Origin of the sequence: Pseudodesulfovibrio sp. zrk46 (assembly GCF_012516435.1) — a bacterium.
Classification (GTDB): domain Bacteria; phylum Desulfobacterota; class Desulfovibrionia; order Desulfovibrionales; family Desulfovibrionaceae; genus Pseudodesulfovibrio.
In genome coordinates this window covers 2,477,464-2,496,772 of record NZ_CP051216.1, presented here as the reverse complement: position 1 = coordinate 2,496,772, position 19,309 = coordinate 2,477,464, and the positions used below count along the sequence as shown (strand labels likewise).

General features: G+C 54.8%; 21 protein-coding genes. 7 read left to right on the top strand and 14 right to left on the bottom strand.

What is annotated here, in order from left to right; all coding sequences use genetic code 11:
• Position 1 precedes the first annotated feature (1 nt).
• From feoB to HFN16_RS11255, 3 genes are read right to left on the bottom strand one after another with little or no spacing between them, the layout of a single operon-like run.
• Entirely contained in the window at positions 2 to 2,506 is a 2,505-nt protein-coding gene (gene feoB / locus HFN16_RS11265) for a ferrous iron transport protein B (protein WP_168890846.1), read from the bottom strand.
• Entirely contained in the window at positions 2,506 to 2,727 is a 222-nt protein-coding gene (locus HFN16_RS11260) for a FeoA family protein (protein WP_168890845.1), read from the bottom strand. Before HFN16_RS11260 ends, feoB begins: the two co-directional genes overlap by 1 nt.
• 37 nt (positions 2,728 to 2,764) lie before the next feature.
• Complete coding sequence (locus HFN16_RS11255) at positions 2,765 to 2,989, bottom strand: FeoA family protein (RefSeq protein WP_168890844.1); 225 nt, start codon at positions 2,987 to 2,989, stop codon at positions 2,765 to 2,767.
• Positions 2,990 to 3,200: 211 nt separating this feature from the next.
• Here HFN16_RS11255 and HFN16_RS11250 point away from each other — a divergent pair, with 211 nt between their 5' ends.
• Both HFN16_RS11250 and HFN16_RS11245 read left to right on the top strand, forming a co-directional pair.
• Positions 3,201 to 3,662, top strand: coding sequence for a Fur family transcriptional regulator (locus tag HFN16_RS11250; protein WP_168890843.1), 462 nt, complete (start codon positions 3,201 to 3,203; stop codon positions 3,660 to 3,662).
• Between the two features lie 14 nt (positions 3,663 to 3,676).
• On the top strand, positions 3,677 to 3,838 hold the full coding sequence (locus tag HFN16_RS11245; RefSeq protein WP_168890842.1) for a hypothetical protein: 162 nt from the start codon (positions 3,677 to 3,679) through the stop codon (positions 3,836 to 3,838).
• 68 nt (positions 3,839 to 3,906) lie between these two features.
• On the opposite strand, the gene HFN16_RS11240 is transcribed toward HFN16_RS11245, so the two are convergent.
• The 10 genes from HFN16_RS11240 to HFN16_RS11195 all read right to left on the bottom strand — a co-directional run bounded on the left by HFN16_RS11240 (position 3,907) and on the right by HFN16_RS11195 (position 11,852).
• Positions 3,907 to 4,338: a transcriptional repressor gene (locus HFN16_RS11240; RefSeq protein ID WP_168890841.1), complete on the bottom strand. Its 432-nt coding sequence runs from the start codon at positions 4,336 to 4,338 to the stop codon at positions 3,907 to 3,909.
• Positions 4,339 to 4,376: 38 nt separating this feature from the next.
• A complete protein-coding gene (locus HFN16_RS11235; RefSeq protein WP_168890840.1) occupies positions 4,377 to 4,838 on the bottom strand; it encodes a hypothetical protein in 462 nt (153 codons plus the stop codon).
• A gap of 10 nt (positions 4,839 to 4,848) precedes the next feature.
• Positions 4,849 to 6,156 (bottom strand): VWA-like domain-containing protein, encoded by a 1,308-nt coding sequence (locus tag HFN16_RS11230; RefSeq protein ID WP_168890839.1) that lies wholly within the window; start codon positions 6,154 to 6,156, stop codon positions 4,849 to 4,851.
• A 6-nt stretch (positions 6,157 to 6,162) separates the two neighbouring features.
• Positions 6,163 to 7,143, bottom strand: coding sequence for a MoxR family ATPase (locus HFN16_RS11225; protein ID WP_168890838.1), 981 nt, complete (start codon positions 7,141 to 7,143; stop codon positions 6,163 to 6,165).
• 10 nt (positions 7,144 to 7,153) lie between these two features.
• Positions 7,154 to 7,540 (bottom strand): DUF1987 domain-containing protein, encoded by a 387-nt coding sequence (locus HFN16_RS11220; protein ID WP_168890837.1) that lies wholly within the window; start codon positions 7,538 to 7,540, stop codon positions 7,154 to 7,156.
• 8 nt (positions 7,541 to 7,548) lie between these two features.
• A complete protein-coding gene (locus HFN16_RS11215) occupies positions 7,549 to 8,097 on the bottom strand; it encodes a SiaB family protein kinase (RefSeq protein WP_247648317.1) in 549 nt (182 codons plus the stop codon).
• Positions 8,098 to 8,115: 18 nt separating this feature from the next.
• Positions 8,116 to 9,291, bottom strand: a complete 1,176-nt coding sequence (locus HFN16_RS11210) for a SpoIIE family protein phosphatase (RefSeq protein WP_168890835.1) — start codon at positions 9,289 to 9,291, stop codon at positions 8,116 to 8,118.
• A complete protein-coding gene (locus HFN16_RS11205; RefSeq protein WP_168890834.1) occupies positions 9,288 to 10,442 on the bottom strand; it encodes a sensor domain-containing diguanylate cyclase in 1,155 nt (384 codons plus the stop codon). Before HFN16_RS11205 ends, HFN16_RS11210 begins: the two co-directional genes overlap by 4 nt.
• Before the next feature lie 223 nt (positions 10,443 to 10,665).
• Positions 10,666 to 10,947 carry a DUF2325 domain-containing protein gene (locus HFN16_RS11200; protein ID WP_168890833.1) on the bottom strand — a complete coding sequence of 94 codons (282 nt, stop codon included), beginning with the start codon at positions 10,945 to 10,947 and terminating at the stop codon, positions 10,666 to 10,668.
• Positions 10,948 to 11,258: 311 nt separating this feature from the next.
• Complete coding sequence (locus tag HFN16_RS11195; RefSeq protein WP_168890832.1) at positions 11,259 to 11,852, bottom strand: hypothetical protein; 594 nt, start codon at positions 11,850 to 11,852, stop codon at positions 11,259 to 11,261.
• Positions 11,853 to 12,239: 387 nt separating this feature from the next.
• On the opposite strand from HFN16_RS11195, the gene HFN16_RS11190 reads away from it, so the two are divergent.
• The gene (locus HFN16_RS11190) at positions 12,240 to 12,842 is read left to right on the top strand and encodes a nucleoside deaminase (RefSeq protein ID WP_168890831.1); all 603 of its coding nucleotides are present in this window, start codon (positions 12,240 to 12,242) and stop codon (positions 12,840 to 12,842) included.
• 34 nt (positions 12,843 to 12,876) lie between these two features.
• Positions 12,877 to 13,773, top strand: coding sequence for a DMT family transporter (locus HFN16_RS11185; protein ID WP_168890830.1), 897 nt, complete (start codon positions 12,877 to 12,879; stop codon positions 13,771 to 13,773).
• On the opposite strand, the gene HFN16_RS11180 is transcribed toward HFN16_RS11185, so the two are convergent.
• Entirely contained in the window at positions 13,770 to 13,958 is a 189-nt protein-coding gene (locus HFN16_RS11180; protein WP_168890829.1) for a hypothetical protein, read from the bottom strand. The genes HFN16_RS11185 and HFN16_RS11180 overlap by 4 nt on opposite strands.
• A 202-nt stretch (positions 13,959 to 14,160) precedes the next feature.
• On the opposite strand from HFN16_RS11180, the gene HFN16_RS11175 reads away from it, so the two are divergent.
• The 3 genes from HFN16_RS11175 (at position 14,161) to HFN16_RS11165 (ending at position 19,230) form a co-directional block, all read left to right on the top strand.
• Positions 14,161 to 15,615 carry an MFS transporter gene (locus HFN16_RS11175; RefSeq protein ID WP_210772189.1) on the top strand — a complete coding sequence of 485 codons (1,455 nt, stop codon included), beginning with the start codon at positions 14,161 to 14,163 and terminating at the stop codon, positions 15,613 to 15,615.
• A gap of 74 nt (positions 15,616 to 15,689) precedes the next feature.
• Positions 15,690 to 17,450 carry a diguanylate cyclase gene (locus HFN16_RS11170; RefSeq protein ID WP_168890828.1) on the top strand — a complete coding sequence of 587 codons (1,761 nt, stop codon included), beginning with the start codon at positions 15,690 to 15,692 and terminating at the stop codon, positions 17,448 to 17,450.
• 91 nt (positions 17,451 to 17,541) lie between these two features.
• Complete coding sequence (locus HFN16_RS11165) at positions 17,542 to 19,230, top strand: FAD-dependent oxidoreductase (protein WP_168890827.1); 1,689 nt, start codon at positions 17,542 to 17,544, stop codon at positions 19,228 to 19,230.
• Positions 19,231 to 19,309 lie beyond the last annotated feature (79 nt).

Below are 19,309 nucleotides of genomic sequence, written 5' to 3'. Positions count from 1 at the left end.
CTTAAGAGCAATTTTCTTTGCAAGTTATGTTGGTTGCGACAGTAGTCTCTTCTTTTTCCTCTGGTGTAGGGATCATGGCCATGATCAGGGTCGCGGCCACGCACAGGCCGTAGAAGGCCCACATGGTCTGGAAGCCTGTCAGACCGAGCACAGTCCCCCCGGTAAAGACCAGACTGGCCACAAACAGGCCCAGTAACGTCTGGTAGCCGATGGAGAACAACATCCACTTGGTGGAGTTGGACTGATGGCGGACCATGATGGATGTCGGGACGCACGGCGGATACAGCGCCATGAAGAGCATCAGCGCAAGGGCGTGCAGCGAGGTGAAACCGGTCTCCCCTGCCTTCATGGAATCCTGCACGGTCTGTTCGCCATCGATACCGTAGATGGAGCCCAGAGTGGCCGCGGAGTTCTCCTTGGCGGCAAAGGCGGACAAGAGCGCGATGTTGATGCGCCAGTTGAAACCGGCCCACTGGGTCACAGGTTCGAGGGCGCGCCCCATGGTGCCGAGGAAGCTGGTCTCGAAACGCTCGGCGCGGGCTTCGCGTCTGACCTGCTTACGCACCTTGATGACCTTTTTGAGGGACCTGTTCAGCTTCTTGCCGTCCTTGCCCACACGTTTGACCACCGCATAGTAGGTCGGGTTATCGGCCTCGAACTTCGCGTTGATGGCCGCGGATTTCTCCTTGTCCGTCACGCCCTGCTTGGCTCGTTTCAGAGACTCGCCAAACAAAATCATCGGGAGGACATCGCCTTGGGAGATCTCCCCCTTGTAGCCGGACTTGTTCACATCCTTCATGAAGCTCTTGACCGCAGCACTCTGCATCTCGGCGTAATGTGCCTGACGACTCTCCGGAAGACCGGGGTAATTGATGAGCACGAACACGACCACGGCAACGGCTGCGACCACGGTCACGATCTTCTTCAGGAAAAGCCAGATACGCTCTCCAGCACGACGAACAGTGCCGCCCATGGTGGGGATGTGGTACGGCGGCATCTCCATGATGAAGGGAGCGCTCGGCTGCTTCTTGAGTACGGTCAGCGATAGCAGCTTGGCCACAGGCAAAGCCATGAACAGTGTCACAGTGGCGATGAAAAACATGGCAAATCCGCCCACATCGGCAAAGTACGCGCCAATGAGAATCAGATAGAGCGGCACCTTGGCCAGGCAGTTCATCATCGGAACGATCATTATAGTAGCCAGACGGGCCCGTTCATCGGGAATCGCTTTGGTGGCCATGACGCCGGGGATGGCGCAACCGCCCACGTATACACCACCAAGAATCATGGGCAGCGTGGACTGGCCATGCAGCCCGAAGCGACGGAAGAGCCGGTCCAGAATAAAGGCCATGCGTGGCATGTAGCCGCTGTCCTCTAGGATGGCGATGAGGCTGAACAGCAGGAAGAAGATGGGCAGGTAGTTGAGAATCGCCGTGGTGGATTTGACCACCCACAGACCAAGGGCCCTCAAAAGCGGATCGTCCACGAATCCTGCGGCAGGCAGCACCTCAGCCGCAAAGTTCTCTATTGCCCCCCAAATGGGCCACGCCTGCAACGCCAGCCAGTTTCCAAAGACGATGGCCACCTGATACAGCACCATGAGGATTGCGATGAGGATGACAGGACCAAGGAAACGGTTGCAGACATACTTGTCAGCACGATCTGACAGAGAGCGTTTCCTGGTTTCCGGCAGAGTCACAGTCTGACGCGCAATCTTGGCGCACAGCCCATGTCTCGTGAAAGCAATATGCCGTTCCACTGCATTGCCAGCATCCTGCTGAAAACGCTCTCGGCAAGATGCATTCAGGGCAAGCACCTTCTCCGCATCAGGATGGGTGCGCCGAAGCAACTCTGCCGCTTCAATGTCGTTTTCCAGCAGCTTGATGGCAAACCAGCGAACCGGATACTGCACGGTGAGGACGGGATCCTGTCTGAGGAGGTCCTCCAACTCGGCGATGAACGGTTCCATCTTGCCGTAGTCGATCTTGAAGCTGTCACCCGGCCATCTGTTGGCAAGGCGCTTCACAGCCTCTTTGAGTGCTTCCTTGCCCTCCCCTTTTTTGGCCTTTGTAGGCACAACCGGGATGCCGAGGACTTCCTCAAGCTTATCAATGTCGATCTTCTGACCGCGACGTTCCACCACATCCATCATGTTCAGATTAAGGATGGTAGGGACTTCCATTTCCATGAGCTGGAGGGTCAGGTAGAGGTTGCGTTTGAGGTTGGAACCGTCGGCAACGTCGACGACGACCGACGGGTTGTCACCCAACAGAAAATCACGCGCCACCCTCTCCTCAAGAGAGTACGAGGTAAGGCTGTAGGTACCGGGCAAATCGACCAGTTCAACGCGGGTGTCGTCGATATTGAACGCACCGGTCTTCTTTTCAACCGTGACGCCCGGGTAGTTGGCGACATGCTGCCGCGCACCGGTCAGCAGATTGAAGACAGTCGATTTGCCGCAGTTGGGCTGCCCGGCAAGGGCAACCAGCAGATTTTTGGCACCCATTAGAATTCCACCTCAATGTGCCTTGCCTCAGTATGACGGATAGAGACATGGTATCCATCAAGATGCACTTCCACCGGGTCCACGAGCGGCGCATTACGCACGATCTCGATTTCGGCCCCGGGATAAAATCCGAGATCCATCAACCGCTGTCCAAGCGCGCCATCGGCAGTGATATCCGACATGACGCAGGCGGTTCCTGGTTTTAATTCGTCTAATCTCATGGGTTCCCCCTCAGTTATACAGATGAGATGCAACCACTCAGGCCACGATCACTTTCTCAGCGATTCCCCGTTCAACCATCACCCTGCTCTCACCAATGGAGACAAGCATGGGGCCGTTGGTGTTGCTGAGCACGTCAACCTCGACACCGGGAATGATTCCAAGAGACTCGAGACGCGTACGCGCCTTGGTTCCGGCATCAACGGCAAGGACAAGGACGCTGTCTCCGGTCTCGACTGTTTTGAGTGTTTTCTGCGATGTCATTTCAAATTCCTTTTCTGCAACTTCCAGTTGCAATTGATAATGAATTTCGATATCAGTGATATGCCTTGAGGGTCACATGGTCAACGAAAACACGGAATTGAACATGAATCTCAAGAACACACTCTAATTGACACAATCAGCCCCCTTAATTGAGAACGAAAGTCAACTTCAAACAATTCAAGCCATAAACCGACGCAAAAAAGATCGAAAAATGCAGGAATCACTCAAATCGTTCAAACAATACCTGACGCTCAACAACCTCAAGCTGACACAGCAACGACTGTTGATATTCAAGGTTTTCATGAGCGAAGAAGACAAGATGAGCCCGGAAGAACTGCTGGGCAACGTTCAGGGCGTGGACGAAACCATCAGCCGGTCAACGGTGTATCGAACCGTAAAACATTTGCACAACGCAGGGATCGCACGCTGCATCCACCAGAATGACGGCGTAACCTACTACGAACCCATGGGTGATCAGTCCTGCCAGATGATCTGTGAGCGCTGCGGAAAGTCCACCCCCATCAAAAACCCCTACTTCGAGTGCCTCCAACATGAGACCGCACGACAGCAGGGATTCACTCTCTTTCGATACCAGAACATCATCTACGGTCTGTGCTGCGAATGCAGCGGCAATATCTGTTCGGCACCAACCAATTTTCAACGAGACAACTAACCAAGGAGCAAAACATGACATTCAGACGAGGCATCAACAGCAAACACAAGCCCAAGGATTTTCTGAAACGCGGCCTGAAATCCATGTTCCCGAATTATGAGGACGATACCAGAGAAGAGACCCGTACTCCTCCGGTGGATACGGAAAGGAACAGAAATCGCGACACGGAACGCTAACGCAAACAGGAACGCCCCGGCAGAGATCACTACCGGGGCGTTCCTGTATATGATACTTGAATCCAGATTTATTCAGCGCAATCCGAGCAAACACCATAGAGATACATGCGATGTCGAGTGAGCTTGAAATCATACTCCTCCGCCACTTCTTCCTGACGCTTCTCAATGGCCTCGTCAAACACCTCGATCTTCTTGTTGCACCGTACGCAAATCAGATGATCGTGGTGGGAATGTCCATAGTCGTGCTCATACAGCGCAGTCCCATCAAGACCGTCGATGGTGTCCGCCAATCCCGACTCCACCAGGAGCTTCAAGGTACGATAGATCGTGGCCTGTCCCACATCAGGCACTTTATTCTTCACCAATTCACAGAGGCTTTCAGCCGTAAAATGCCCCTCGGTTTCCAAAAAGGTTTCAACGATGACCTTACGTTGCGGGGTCATGGCAAAACCATTGTCCCGCATATACTCAATGAATACGGATTGTGCAGACTTGTTCATAACAGGTAACGAAACTCACTCTCATTTTCAATTTGTAATCAAAACCCGACCGCGGATAAAAAACGTGCCGAGGCCACACCGCAAACGATGTGTTCCTTGGTGTCTTTAGTCAGCTCCAGATGCTCCACCAACTCAAGTGGAGCGCTGTCGTGCGCACCTTTCAAGGTCAACTCGAAATGAGTCCGAAGCCGTTCAAAGGCAGCCTTCACATCTACGAACTCATTGGACGGTTCGCGCCAGGAGAGGATCAGCTTGTCCTCAACCTTTCGTTTCTTGTGTGACGGCGTCATCAAGCGGTACCAATCCATTGGAGCACCACCCCGTTCATCTTCGCCGGGATAGCAATAGGAGCGCCAGGAGGACGGCGGCTTGGCGATGGCTGTGTCGATGACAACCTGTGGCACTGCCAGATCCACCTCAAACTGCTCGAGCTCGATTTCATACGTAAGCACCGGGCGATGGTTGCCTCGTTTCTTGAGTACTTCCCAATGTATTTTCATGATTGCCTCCTTATCGGATTTCCATGATGTCACCGAATGGCGGCACTTTGCCGCCCTGCCCAACCTGCGCCCAGAGCACCGGGTATTCCGGTTCCTGCTCGGGATAATTCAGGCATTCCAGATCGGAAAGATAGACCAGACAAGCCGGGTCCACGCCTTCCTGCTCCACCCATGAGAACACAGGGCGAAAATCGGTGCCGCCCCCGCCCTCTGGAGACAGTTCCAGCGGCAGATCGCACCGCCCGAACGTATCCGCACCTTTGACTTCGCTGTCGCAGTACACCACATGGATGGTGGTATCGAAGGCTTCCAAAATACCGGAGACCTCGGCTGCAAACTGGTTCATCTCAGGCTCTGTCACACTGCCGGAGGTGTCGATGGCCAACACTAACTCCGGCAGTTTCTGGTGTGACAAGGACGGGAGGATCACGTCCATGGTTAAAAATCGCTTGTTGGGCGGGGACCAACTATAGTCGTCACGAGCACGGTCACTGATGTAGCGCGAAAGCAACTCCTGCCAGTCCAGCTTCGGGTTAAGCACCTCGCCAATGAGCCGCTCCAGATTACCGGGCAGGTCACCGATCTCTCGGGCATTCTGCGCGGCCTGCGCCAGCGCCAGCTCCCACATCTCGTCAGTACCGGATTCATCCGAGGCCCCGCCTTCGGTCTGTTGATCACCGTCACGCACCTCACCGCTGCCGCCGGGGTCGCCGCTCTGTTCGCTGCCGACATCGCCGGGATCATCCCCTGCGCTGCCGTCCTCGACCTGACCATCGCCGCCAGTCTCCCCTGCTCCGGTTTGCGAACCGTCGCCAAGGTCATTCCCTTCGCCCGCCTTTCCTTCAGCTCCGTCCCAGTCGACTTCGCCGTCGGAGTCACCTTCGCCATCAGAAAGCGAAGGTTTCATTTCCTCTCCGTGACGGGAGTGAAGTTCGGCATAAATCTCGTCAGCGGTCAGGCCGTGAAAGGCGGGATCGTCGAGATACTTGGGCGGCAGCTCGATACCCGCATCCAGCAGAATCCAGTTGATGGCGTGGTCGCAGGCCATGTTCCACAGCTTGTGGTCACGCCCCTTGCGGCGGATGTGATGCTGACAGGCCGGGTGCATGACCGTATGAGCCATCAATCCCTGCACCTGTTCGTCCCGCAATCCGGCGACATAGGTGGGGTTGTAGGCGAGCGTCCGGCCATCGGTCCAAGCAGTGGCACAATGGGGATCCTCCTTCGGCTCCATCCTCAAGGAAAGAGAGCCGAAGAACGGATGCTCCAAAAGCAGGCGGGTCCGTGCCTTGATCAGTTTCTTTCGGGCCGCGTCCATAAGCACCTACAGGAGCACGTCCGCGTTGGCGGCGGTCCAATGCGAAAAGGCCGGGGTTTCGACGACGCCTCGATGGTTTTTCACGGCATCTCGTACTAAGAGGACGCCAAACTCAGAGGGTAGTCTCGATGCGTACGTGACTATATTCTCCGCCGTTTCCTCCCCGGCTCTTTTCGCCAGGGCCTCGCACAACGCGTACAAGGTCGCGGGTTCCTCGGGTATTGATGCAGTAGAAGGTTGGTTGATGACAGCATCTGGATCGGGCAATTGCCTGAACATCCGAGAGAACCCGGCAAACTCCGCCGCCACGCCAGGACCGACCGTCCCCTTTAACAGACTCAGTTCTACTTCCGGGTCCGGGGTCGAGGCCAGTATACGAGCGGCGAACTCCCATGATCTTGGCGAAGGGAACGCCTTCTCATTCTTTTTGGGGTCAAAGTCATGCAACAGCTTGGGGCGGAACCGGATGAACGCGAGCACTTCCTCGCAGAGTCCGGCGTCTTCAGCCCACTCCAGCCATGTGTCGACTTCGACGGAAAAATCAAGATGTACGAAACGATTGGCCAATGCAGACGGCATGCGGTGGGTCACGGCGCGATCCGTTTCCCGGTTACCGGCAGCCACCACGGTCCACCCGTCAGGAAGGACATACTCTCCCACCCGGCGGTCCAGCACCAATTGGTAGCAGGCGGCTTGCACCAAGGGCGGTGCGGCGTTGAGTTCATCAAGGAACAGGACGCCCTCCCCATCCGAGGGGAGAAATGATGGCGGGCACCAGTGGGCCACGTCCTCTTTCACGGACGGCAGGCCTCGGAGATCCACCGGGTCCAGCAGCACGGCACGAATGTCCGTTAGTTGGAGCCCCATTTCGTCAGCCACTTGCGCCACCACCTGGCTCTTTCCCACTCCCGGCGCGCCCCAGATGAATACGGGTTGTTGCAAAGAAACGAGGGTCCTGAGGGACGATTTGATTTGTTTTGCATTCACTTATAGCCCCCTAGTCCGTGAATTCCACGAGATTGAATTTGATACGTTCCACGTCTTCCATGAACTCTTCGCCGCACTCCATGGCCGACTCGTTTTCCTCGTGGTAACGCCAGTTGACCACGATATTCTTGCCGAGCTCGGCCTGATCATCGAGCATCTCGAAAAAGTCCATGAAGGTCTTGGAAGAAGAAGAATTGAAGTAGACGATCTCCATGTCGATCTCCACAGGCGAACCGTTGATGGAAGAAAAGTAGCTCTTCAGCCAGTCAAACATGGGGCTGTAGAAGGCCCAGCAATTTTCGGGATAGGATTCGCCCTTGATTTCAAAGGATTTGGAATCGGGGTCAAAGTTGATATACGGCGACGAGGTGGTCGCCTGAACGCTATATTTGGTCATGGTTCCTCCTACTGGGTCACCACTTTCATGGAAAAAAACGAAGTGCCGCCGCCCATCGGTACAATATCGTAGGCAAGGGGCTGAGCAGCCTTGCGGGCCATCTCGACAAATCCGAGCCCTGCCCCCTTGTGCGTGGCGCAATCCGGAGCTTTGCGGCGCTCCTTGTAGTATGCCTTGAGTTCATCACGATTCATGCTCTGCAACAGGTCAATCTGCTCGGCCAGCCCGCCGCTGTCTTCAGCCAGGATCCTGTTTCCGCAGGCAACGAAGAAGCGTCCGTCCTCCTCACGGCCTACGACTACCTGGCCGTGGGCCATCTCACCCTGAAACTTCGGGCTGTCCATGTGACGCTCGGAGGAGTAGCGGACGATGTTCTGCATCTGCTCCACCAAGACGGCAAAGACCCGCTGTACCGACCCCATCTTGGCCTCTTCGGCGCGCATTTTCGTTCGCATCAATTCGGCAATGGATTCCACCACCGGTTGCGATACCGGGCCGTTGAAGTAAAGAATCACACCTTCCCTCTGCATTTCATCGTAATATTTGAACAAACTCATTTTCATTTCTCGCATTCCTTACAATTCAAACCCAATGACAGTCACATCATCCCGACGCTTCTGCTGGCCTTGGAATTCCTTGAACTCCTGCATCAGCTGTGCGCCCTGTTCTTCGATGGGACCACCACGGTGTTCCTCAATAAATTTCACGAAACGCTTTCTCCCGAACGGGAAATCCCGCTGACCGCCAACCTGATCCACGATTCCGTCGGAAATGAGGTAGACCCTGTCTCCCTGTGCCATTTCCACCGGGACATCAGTGAAGTCGAACTCGCGCTCGGACCGAACATAGCCGAGCCCGCACCGGTCGCCCTTGAGACGCCTGGCACCGTCAGTACCCACCACATAGAGCGGCGAATTGGCCCCGGCGAAAACAAGACTTCTCCTGTCCGAAGACACATGGCACAGCGCGCAATCCATACCGTCGTCCGACTGGGAGTCTCTATTGTTCTGGCCAAGAGCGTCTTTGATCAAACGATTCATACGGCCAAGAACTTTGGCGGGACTGGTGGTTCCGTCTGCCGTGGCCTTGTCGAGCAACGATGTCACGATGAGCGTCATGAACGCGCCCGGAACACCATGTCCGGTGCAGTCGATGACCCCCACGAAAAACCCGCTCTCCGTTGCCTTGAGCCAGTAGGCGTCACCGCCAACAGCGTCCCGCTGCTCCCAGAGGAGAAAATGGTTGGGGATATAATCGTAAAGATCGACCTTCTTGGGCAGAAACGAGGTCTGGATGAGCCGGGCGTAATCGAGGCTTTCACCGATATGCCGCTGCGCCGTGGCCAGGTCGGCCATGGCCGTCTGCAACTTGAGCTCGCGGGTAGCGATGGTGTGTCCCATCCAGTGCATATTCCGCTTCAAGGTCAGAAAATCGTAGCCTTCACCACCTACGGGCGGCAGATCAACCTGCGAATAATTGCCTTCTTTGAGAAGACGGCACTGGTCATTGAGTTCCTTGATCGGACGCAGCGCAACAATATGGCTCATCCATTTGGAAAATGGCACCAGCAGAATGATCGATGCCACGATCAAACCGATCAGAAAATTCGTTGCCGTTCCGACTCCCCGGGACTGGAGGAGGATGAATGCGACGAGTGGGAAGACCACGATGCAGATAAACAGCATGAGGGTCATTTTCCGCTCCACACTCCAGTTGAGCATGGCGTGGCCCATATTGGTCAGGACGTTCATCGACCGCCTCCGGAAATGCTGAGCAACTGCTTGGGGCACCCTTTCAAGTCGCAGGCTTGCGGCTTTCGCTGATAGACCTCAACCCGGTCGCGCCCCTTCTTTTTGGCGGCGTACAAGGCGATGTCGGCAAACTTGAGGATGGAATCCAAGTCATCACCCCGCTGCAGGGAGGCCATGCCGATACTCACCGTCAGCGGCACCTTGAGGTCGTTGCACTCAACGATGTTCCTGCGGACTGCTTCGGCAATGCGCTCGGAAACCACAGCCGCCTCTTCCTGATTGGCATCCGGCAGCAACACGACGAACTCCTCTCCGCCGTGTCGGCCCACGACATCCACCTCGCGCACCGAAGTACGGAGCGTCTTGGCGAGGGAGATCAACGCCTGATCCCCAACATCGTGACCGTAGGTGTCATTGACTGCCTTGAAATAATCCACGTCGACAATCAATAGCGACAGCGGAGCGCCGCTGCGGAGACAACGGGCCACTTCCCTGTTTGCCAGTTCCATGAAGTAACCGCGATTCCACAAGCTGGTCAGGCTGTCGGTGCGGGCCAAACGGCACATCTCTTCCAGCATTTGCTTGCGCTCGGTTACGTCGGCCAAAACACCGACCACGCCGGTGCATGTCTGATCCTCCTCATCATGCAACACGCTGGCGCTGATTTCGGCCCAGAGGGTCACCTCACCGGGACCGCACGCCTTGACTTCATGACGATGGACGCCTTCTGAGCCAAGCAATTCCTGATAGCGCTCATAGTCTGAGTGAGAGCAAAACAGCTCTTTGATATTCTGAACCGTAGCCATGAATGCCTCACCGTCCGTAAAACCAAACATGACTGCCATGGCCGGGTTGACCTCGACAAAGGTTCCATCCGGAGCGCACCGGTAGATCCCTTCGTTCACGTTCTCAAACACGCCACGATACTTGGATTCACTGGCGGCAATCTCACGATTCAAATCGTTGAGCGCCTGTTGAATCCGATCGCCCATGGTCACCATGCGACGACTCTGACGAAGGAGCCGGGCATAGCCTTTGACCAATGCCCGAAACGCCTTATCGGAGTGCGCATCCATACCCACCGAGTTGGCCAGGGCTTCCTGGGCCAACTCAAGGGTATCTGCTTCTTTCTGGAAAACTTCTGAAACCATTTCCGAACTCAAAAGCGAACTCGCTTTCGTTTAGATTAAGAGACCATATGCATGATGATCACGATATTGATGGCAACCATCAGCAACGTAGCTCCGCAAGCCACTGACACCATCCGACGCATTTCCCGGCGAACTCTTCGTTCGATCGTATTGAGAAGCCGGGACACTGATTTGGACGCTTCGGTCCTCGGTTGAATCTGGATCATTCTCTCTCCCCCACCCATTAAGCGGCTGCGTGGTGCAGGCAGGATTCCAGCAACAGAGCACCGCACGAATGACGCATATAGACCGGCACGCTATTGACCGAAGCCACGGAGAGCACCCGTCTTCGAACGGCATGAGGCACCTGATCAGTCATCATGACCACCACATCCGAGGTGGATACGAAATCATTGAGGTCATCCTCTTTCCCAGTCAGGCACTTCAGTTGATGATTTTTCATGTCTTCACCCAGCTCGCACGACTCCATCAGCCACTGCAGATCACCCACTAACGCTGCGCACATAACAACCTCTCTTTTGGTGAAATTGAAAATCGTTTTCATCGCATAATGATGGATCAACCAATTTGTCAACTTAATTTCTCTTTATTCTCAGCCATCCATCAATACATAGATCATGCTGAATCAGAAGCAGAGGCAAATACAACTTAAGTGGTAGAATTATCGCGACTTAATTCAAAAAACTGTTTTTGATTCTTTCAAATAAACTTCCCACAGAGATCTGAAAGAAAGCAACCACAGATACACCAAACAAACAGAAAGCCTCCCGCCGGATAACCAGCGGGAGGCCTTCAATACTTTCGCGTAATGTTGTTCTACGCCTTGATTCGTCTGCGAATGCCGACAAGGCCGATCAAACCGGACCCAAGTAGCAAGGCGGCACCGGGAATCGGAGTCGGGCTCACAGAAACGGCGTTGATATCGAAGCCGTCGCCGGCTACGCCACCTTGGCTTACAGTGATATCCTCAACCATCAGGTACTTAAAGACACCTTTGACATCGAATGTAAGAGCACCCGCTTCATCAATATCCTGATTGAACAGTACTTCTGGAATCGGATCCCAGTTTACTTTGTCAGTACTGACGTAAACGGCCGCGTATTCATCGTAATTATTGGGCCTTCCCCAAGTGGTTTCGTAGATGGAAACCTTTCCGGTGAAGGAACTATCACCAAAGGAAAAGATGGCTTTACCGCCGAGCCCCAAGCTCAGGAAATCGATATCACTGTATGCTGGGTTATAAGCAGCATCACTGAAACTGCCCAACGCATTTTCAATATTGGCACGGGAAGAAGTGGCAGAAAGGTTGGTACCCATTGTCCACTCCACATTATCCGCAAACATGGCAAAAGCGTTCGATCCAAATATTAACACGGAGACGCAGGTCAGAAGCAAAATGCGAAATTTCATGTATGTTGCTCGTTGGTAATTCGTTAATCGGCCCTTCATCATGCAATCATGAACTCAAGACTAAGCAACCACCATGCCTAGACTGTAATTACAATTAGTTATGAAGAGAGAAAAGAAGCACTCTCAACAAATCCACCTTTTCTGGACACGACGTCAATACAACTCGGCACGACACCCACGCAAAACCACAAAAAGACAGCAGGTTATCTACACCACAACAAATCTGATCAAACCGGAAACAAACAGAAGACCTGTATCCCAACGCCCCGTCTACATGGATATTTTCTGGGCTTCTTCCCTCTACTCACTCGAGCCCACAATTCTTACATTTTTCCATTGACCCTCGTCGTGGGGAAGCGCATGTTTTGTCGCACGGAGGCGATACTCATGACACAATTCACCCGCGACAATCTTTCCATCTCTCTGAGCATGCCCGAATGGGCGGAACAGGCACTGAAAGATCTGCCGACACATCTGGAAACACCTGAAGAACGCATGGCTGCGGTCATCGAATTCTCTCGTCAGAATTTTCTGAACAAAACTGGTGGTCCATTTGCGGCAGGTGTTTTCGAGCGCGACTCCGGGCGGCTCGTCACCATCGGCGTGAACCGTGTCATGCACTACAATTGCTCGTCAGCCCACGCTGAAATCATGGCCCTGTCCATGGCGCAGAAGATGCTCAATGTATACGATCTGGGCGGCGAAGGATTGCCCGCCCATGAGCTGGTGGTGAACTGGCGCCCCTGCGCCATGTGCTTTGGTGCGGTGCTGTGGTCCGGCGTACGTTCGCTGGTCATTGCAGGCGATGGCCCCGAGTTGGAGCAGATCACCGGATTCGACGAGGGTCCAGTGGCCGAAGATTGGCGTGGAGAGTTGGCCCGGCGCGGCATCAGCCTGACCGAGGATGTGCTGCGCGACAAAGCCATCGCAGCATACAAGGAATTCGCGGCGTCCCAGAATTTCGTCTACAACGCCCGTCTCGGCGACTAACCCTCACAGGGTATTACCCCATACGAAGGACACCATGGGCAAAGGAATCGCCTATTCCATCATTTCAGCCATCTGCCTCGGTTCGCTAGCCATCTTTGCCAAGACCGGCCTATCCATGGGAATGGCGCCGATGCAGATCGTCCAATACCGTTTTTCCTTTGGCGCGATCATACTCTTCAGCTGGTTTGCGCTGACGAACCGGGACATGTTGCGCATATCCCGCAAGGCGCTGCTCAAGGCTGCTGTGCTGGGCATGTGCATATACCCGCTCCAGTCCTGGCTATTCATCAAGGCCCTGCAACACATGCCGGCCTCCACCACCTCACTGATCTACTACCTGTATCCACTCATGACCACGCTGCTGGCCGTGGTCTTTACCGGCCTCAAACCAGGGCGGACATTGTATCTTTCATTACTACTGATATTGGGAGGATGCGGGCTGGTCTTCTACAACGCCTTTGCCCGGTCAGTGGATATACGAGGAATCTGGTATGCCTTGGCATGCATGACAACTTTCTCGGTCTACCTGACAGTCGTACAACGATTCACCCGCAACGACGAAGCCAAACGGATTTCCCTGTGGGTTGTCTTCTTCATGGCTGTCGTCTGCAGTTGCATTTCATCACCGCTGACTATTCTGGACCAACCATTAAAGGGCTGGCTCATTGCACTGGGCTTGGGGATACTCCCGACGGCCCTGGCCATCAGCCTTCTCTATCGCGCGATTGAAGTGATCGGCAGCACGTACGCGGCCATGTTTTCCACTATCGAACCCGTGACCACGGTACTCCTGGCCGCCCTACTGCTGAACGAATCGGTGGATGCCATTCAGGTCTGCGGCATGGCTTTGATTATCGCAGGAATCATCTTCCCGAACCTGCGCCTTATCCGCCCTAAAAGGCTTCTTGTCCCAGAAGAATCCCGCGCCTAAGCGACACGGGAATTGCGAGCCTTCTCACTCGTTTTAAAGGTGGCCTGACAGCGCTTGCAGTAGCAGCGCCCTTCAAGGGTGGATAGGCATTCGGGGTCTTCAATCAGGGAAAAGCATACAGAACAATGACGCTCCTCGTTGATCTGGTTGCTGGGTGCATACTGTTTATCTATCTGGGCTTCCATATCGCGAACTCCTGTTAAGATCGGTTTGGGTGCAATCCACACTGCCGAACCTTTACTCCTTCCAGCGACTCACCGTGTTACAGGAAAGTGACACTTTACAGTTTTCATCATTCCTTGACCGTTCTGCCATTCTGAGAGAGATAGTTAATTATCTACCCTTACGTTTCTTACTCATGAATGACTTGCGGGGGACCAAGAGGACATGACGACAAAGCGGAAAACAGTACAGGAATACATCGACGAGACCCCGTACTGGCAGGACGGCACCCCTGCCCCGGCAACGCCAATGACCGGCATGCAGTGGCGTATCTGCACACTGGCCTCGGCAGGCAAGCTCTTCGAAGGCCTTGTCGTCTTCATGACCGGTGTTGCCCTGCCCCTCATCGTTCAGGAATTTGGCCTGACTCCCATGGAAAAAGGCGCGGTGAGCGCCATGCCACTGATCGGCATCCTCATCGGCGCAACAGCACTGGGCGGTTTGGCCGATCACCTTGGCCGCAAGTTCATGTTCATTCTGGAGATGGTTCTGTTCGCCCTGTGTCTGGTCCTGCTAGTCGCCAGCACCAGCTACGCCTTCCTGCTGGCGGCCCTGTTCGGCGTAGGCCTCTCACTGGGCTGCGACTACCCGACCGCACACATGGTTATCTCGGAATCCATACCCAGCGCCAACCGGGGCAAGCTGGTTTTGGGAGCATTCGGATTTCAGGCCATAGGTGCATTGTGCGGCACGGGCATCGGCTATATCATCTTGGCGAACAACGCCGACCTGTCTGCCTGGCGATGGATGTACGCCACCGCTGTTATCCCTGCCATCCTCGTTGTCCTTGCACGCTTTTCCATCACAGATTCTGCACCGTGGCTCGCCTCCAAGGGGCGCGTCAGGGAAGCGGAGATAGAGGTTGAGCGACTGCTGCGTCGGGAACCTCCCTACCCGCCGAAAGTCAAACTCGAAGAGACATGCGCGAAGGACAATGGCTGTGAAAAATCAGGCGTTCTTTCCCTCTTCTCACGCAAATATCGAAGAGCAACCATCCTTGCTGCGGTCCCATGGTTCCTGCAGGACCTCGGCACCTATGGCATTGGCATATTCACACCCACAATTCTGGCCTCGGTCATTGGAGCGCAATCGGAACACGCCCATAACGTGGCCTCCCTTATCCATAACGACATGCTGGCTGCCGAGGGGGCAGCCTTCATCGATATCCTCCTGCTGGTGGGTATCATGGGTGCCGTGCTCATGGCTGATCGACTGGGGCGCATCAAGCTCCAGATCATTGGTTTCATCGGGTGCGCCGCCGGGTTGCTCCTTGCTTCCTTCTCCCTTGAGCACACTGGACCATCCAGCACCTTTTTCCTCTTCTCAGGGTTCATGCTGTTCAGTTTCATGACCAACCTCGGTCCCAACGCCATGACCTATCTCATTGCGGGCGAGGTCTTCCCCACCCACATTCGAGGACTCGGCTCCGGCATCGCAGCTTCCATTGCCAAGATCGGCGCGGCCACCACCGCCTTTTTATTCCCGGTACTCCTGGCCGATTTGGGAACCCAGACAATCCTCTACATATTGGTGGGAACCTCTCTGATCGGCGCGGCCATCACCTGGCTATTCCGCATTGAAACCACCGGTGTGAACCTCGATACCATCCAGTACGATTGATTCATTATAATTGACCCTGTTGCCGCAACAAGCGAGAGGACATAAAGAGAGAAGTCCCCGGAGGGCACCGTCCCATGAGCAACGGCAAAGAAGAACACATCTGCAAACACTTCGTCAGTGAGCGCACAGCGGAACTGGAGGAGGCATACAATCGCCTTGCCGACCTCAACAGCAAGCTTATCAAACGCGACCTGGAACGAGAGGAAGCACAGGAGGCCCTGCGTCAAAGCGAGGCCCGTTTTCGTGCGCTGTTCGAGAACAACCATGCCGTAATGCTCGTCATTGAGCCCAAGACCGGGAACATCGTGGATGCCAACGCCGCGGCCATGTCGTATTACGGATACTCGGCTAAATCTCTTCTGGAGATGAATATCCAACAAATCAATACGATGTCCCCGGAAGAAGTGAAGGCAGAAATGCGCTGTGCCGAGAAAGAAAAGCGCGACCACTTCGAGTTTTGCCATCGCCTTGCCAACGGAGAGATACGCAACGTCGAGGTGTTCAGCGGTCCCGTTAAGGTGGATGGCAGGACAATACTCTACTCCATCATTCACGACATCACCGACCGCAAGCTGGCCGAGGATACCCTGCAACGCTATGAACGTATCATCGAATCCTCACCCGACCTTATTTCACTGGTGGATCGAAACTACCACTACCGCATGGTCAACAATGCATACCTGAACATGTTCGGGAAGGATCGGGAAGAAATCGAAGGGCGCTACATGCCGGAAGTAATTGGTCATGAATTCTTCGTAAACCGGGTTAAACCGGCCCTCGACAAGGCCTTTCAGGGGGAAACTCTACGACGGGAAAACCTGCTTGAGATTCCGGGGCTACCACCACAGTATCTCTCAGCTACCTATCACCCTGTAGAGGATAAAAACGGCTCCACCAACTATGTGGCAACCAATGAGCGCAACATCACCGATCAAAAGCGCAACCAACAGGCTCTCAAGCGGTTTGCCGACCGTCTTTCCCTCGCCACCGATGCAGGCAAGATCGGCATCTGGGAGTGGGATGTCGAGTCAGGCCGACTTCTCTGGGACGACATGATGCTGGAAATATACGACGTAACCAGAGAACAGCTAAACGGCACATTTGAGGAATGGACGAGCCGCGTCCACCCAGACGACAGAGACGAAACCGAAAGGCGACTCGAGGATGCGTTGGAACACGGCAAGCCTTTCGAATACGACTTCCGCATCATCTGGCCGGATGGTCAGATACGCCACATCAAGGCTGCCGCGCTACTGAGAACAGAAGACGGTGGTCACAGGTTTATGACTGGCGTGAACTGGGATGAAACGCCCACTCGCCAATTGGAAGACGATCTGCGCCGCATGGCCACCACTGACCCGCTCACAGGGGCCAACAACCGCCGCAGTTTCATGGACCGGGCAGGAGCTGAGATCGCCCGTTCCCATCGTTACGGCTCTCCCGTGACCATGCTCACGCTGGACATAGATAACTTCAAGGATATCAACGACACATACGGCCACCCCGCAGGTGACGAAGTGCTCAAGGCCCTTGTACGGACATCCCTCGACACCCTGCGCATCACCGACGTATTTGCACGAATGGGCGGGGAAGAGTTCTCTGCCATCCTGCCTGAGACCGATATGGAAGCAGCCAAGCTCTCTGCGGAACGACTGCGTGAGACCCTCGCCTCCACCGAGGTGCAGGTGGACGATCAGATTATTTCCTACACCGTCAGCATCGGAATTTCCCAGATACAAGATGACAATGACACGCTCTCAGAGCTCATGCGTCGCACAGACACAGCTCTGTACCGAGCCAAAGATCTCGGTCGCAACCGAGTGGAAATTGCTTAATATCCATATCTTAGTCTTGACGACTTTTCTCACTTCGCATAGCTTCCTTTATTGGTAAGAATTCCTAATTCGACATCAAGCGAGGATTGATATGACTCCACTGTTCGCCAAAGACCAAGAAAATGACTGGTTCCTGCCCGAAGACGTTCGCAAGCAACTTACCACCACCTTCAAGGATCTGAAGAACCCGGTGACACTGGAGGTATTTACCAAACCCGGCGTCAACGACGAATTTTCCAAATACATGGTCAGTTTCTGTACGGATCTGGCACGTCTGACTGACAAGATCGTTGTAAAGGGCTTTGAGATTCCCTCAGCCCGGGCCGACGAGCTGGGCGTTACCGCCTCCCCCACCCTGTGCATCAACCCGGACGACTACCATATCCGGTTCCTTGGTGCGCCGCTGGGCGAAGAAGGCAAAGCGTTCATCACGTCCATCATGCTGGTGTCGCTCGGCATGCACGGTCTGTCTGACATGTCCGTGCCCATCCTCGACACCTTGGAAGAAGAGCGACTGGCCCAAGTCTTTGTCAGTCCCACCTGCCCATACTGCCCGGGGCAGACCATGCACGCCATCAAATGCGCCATTGCCAAACCCGGTCTGGTCAAGGCCGAGTGCATTGAAATGAACGAGAACCCGGAATTGACCGATTTCTACGGCGTCGGTTCAGTGCCGCACACCATATTCAATGACAAGAAACACGATGCCCTCGGCCTCATGCCCGAGGAACGCTTCGTGGTGGAACTGGTTTACCTCAAGGACGCCGAGGAACTGCTGGCCGAAGGCAGTCTGCCCGGCATGGAAGGCAAGAAGACGCCCTCCCAATACGGCACCATTGATCCCGGCGAAGTGGACCTCGTCATCATCGGCGCAGGTCCTGCTGGACTGACAGCGGGCATCTATGCAGTGCGCGCAGGCCTCAAGGCCGTTGTCCTCGAGAAGAACATCGTGGGCGGTCAGGTGGCCCTCACCCCGGTGGTCGAAAACTATCCCGGCTTCGCCACGGTCCCTGGCAAGCAGCTCATGGACATCATGAGCGAACACGCCCGCGAGTATGTCCCTGTTCATGAGGGCGAAGGCGTTGACTCCATAGAAATGGGTGATCTTGAAGCAGGCGAACTCATCACGGTAAATACCAACCGTGGTACATACAACACCAAGGCTATCGTCCTGACCACAGGGGCGGCCTACCGTCAGCTCGGCGCTCCGGGCGAAACCCGATATTTCGGGCGCGGTATCAACTACTGCGCTTCCTGCGACGGCTACCTCTACAAAGGCAAGTCCGTGGCCATCATCGGCGGCGGCAATACTGCCCTGACCGATGCCCTGCACCTCAAGAATCTGGGCGTGTCCGTGACCATCATTCACCGCCGCGACGAGTTCCGCGCGCAGAAGCCGCTGCAGGATTCCGTTGAACACGAACAGATTCCCATTCTGTGGAATACCGTGGTCGAGGAGATTCAGGGCGATGAACGCCGTGTGAACAATCTGCGCCTCCGTAACGTCAAAGACGGCTCCATGACGGATCTGCCGGTAGATGGAGCATTTGTCGCAATCGGTCAGGTAGCGGCGACTGACCTCGCCAAACAGCTGGGGGTCGCCATCAAGGAAGACGGATTCGTGGAGGTGGACACCACCATGCGAACCAACGTTCCCCGCGTCTATGCAGCCGGTGATCTCACTGGAGGATTGCAGCAGATCGTCACCGCCATTGGCGAGGGATCCATTGCCGCCATGTCCGCCTTTGAAGATATCAGCCATCCTTATTGGAAGGAGTAACTCCGCTCCAAGACCTTCTATATCAAGAGACTGTACCAGTTCTCCAATTCCTTTGACTATTGGGACAACCCATGGTTAT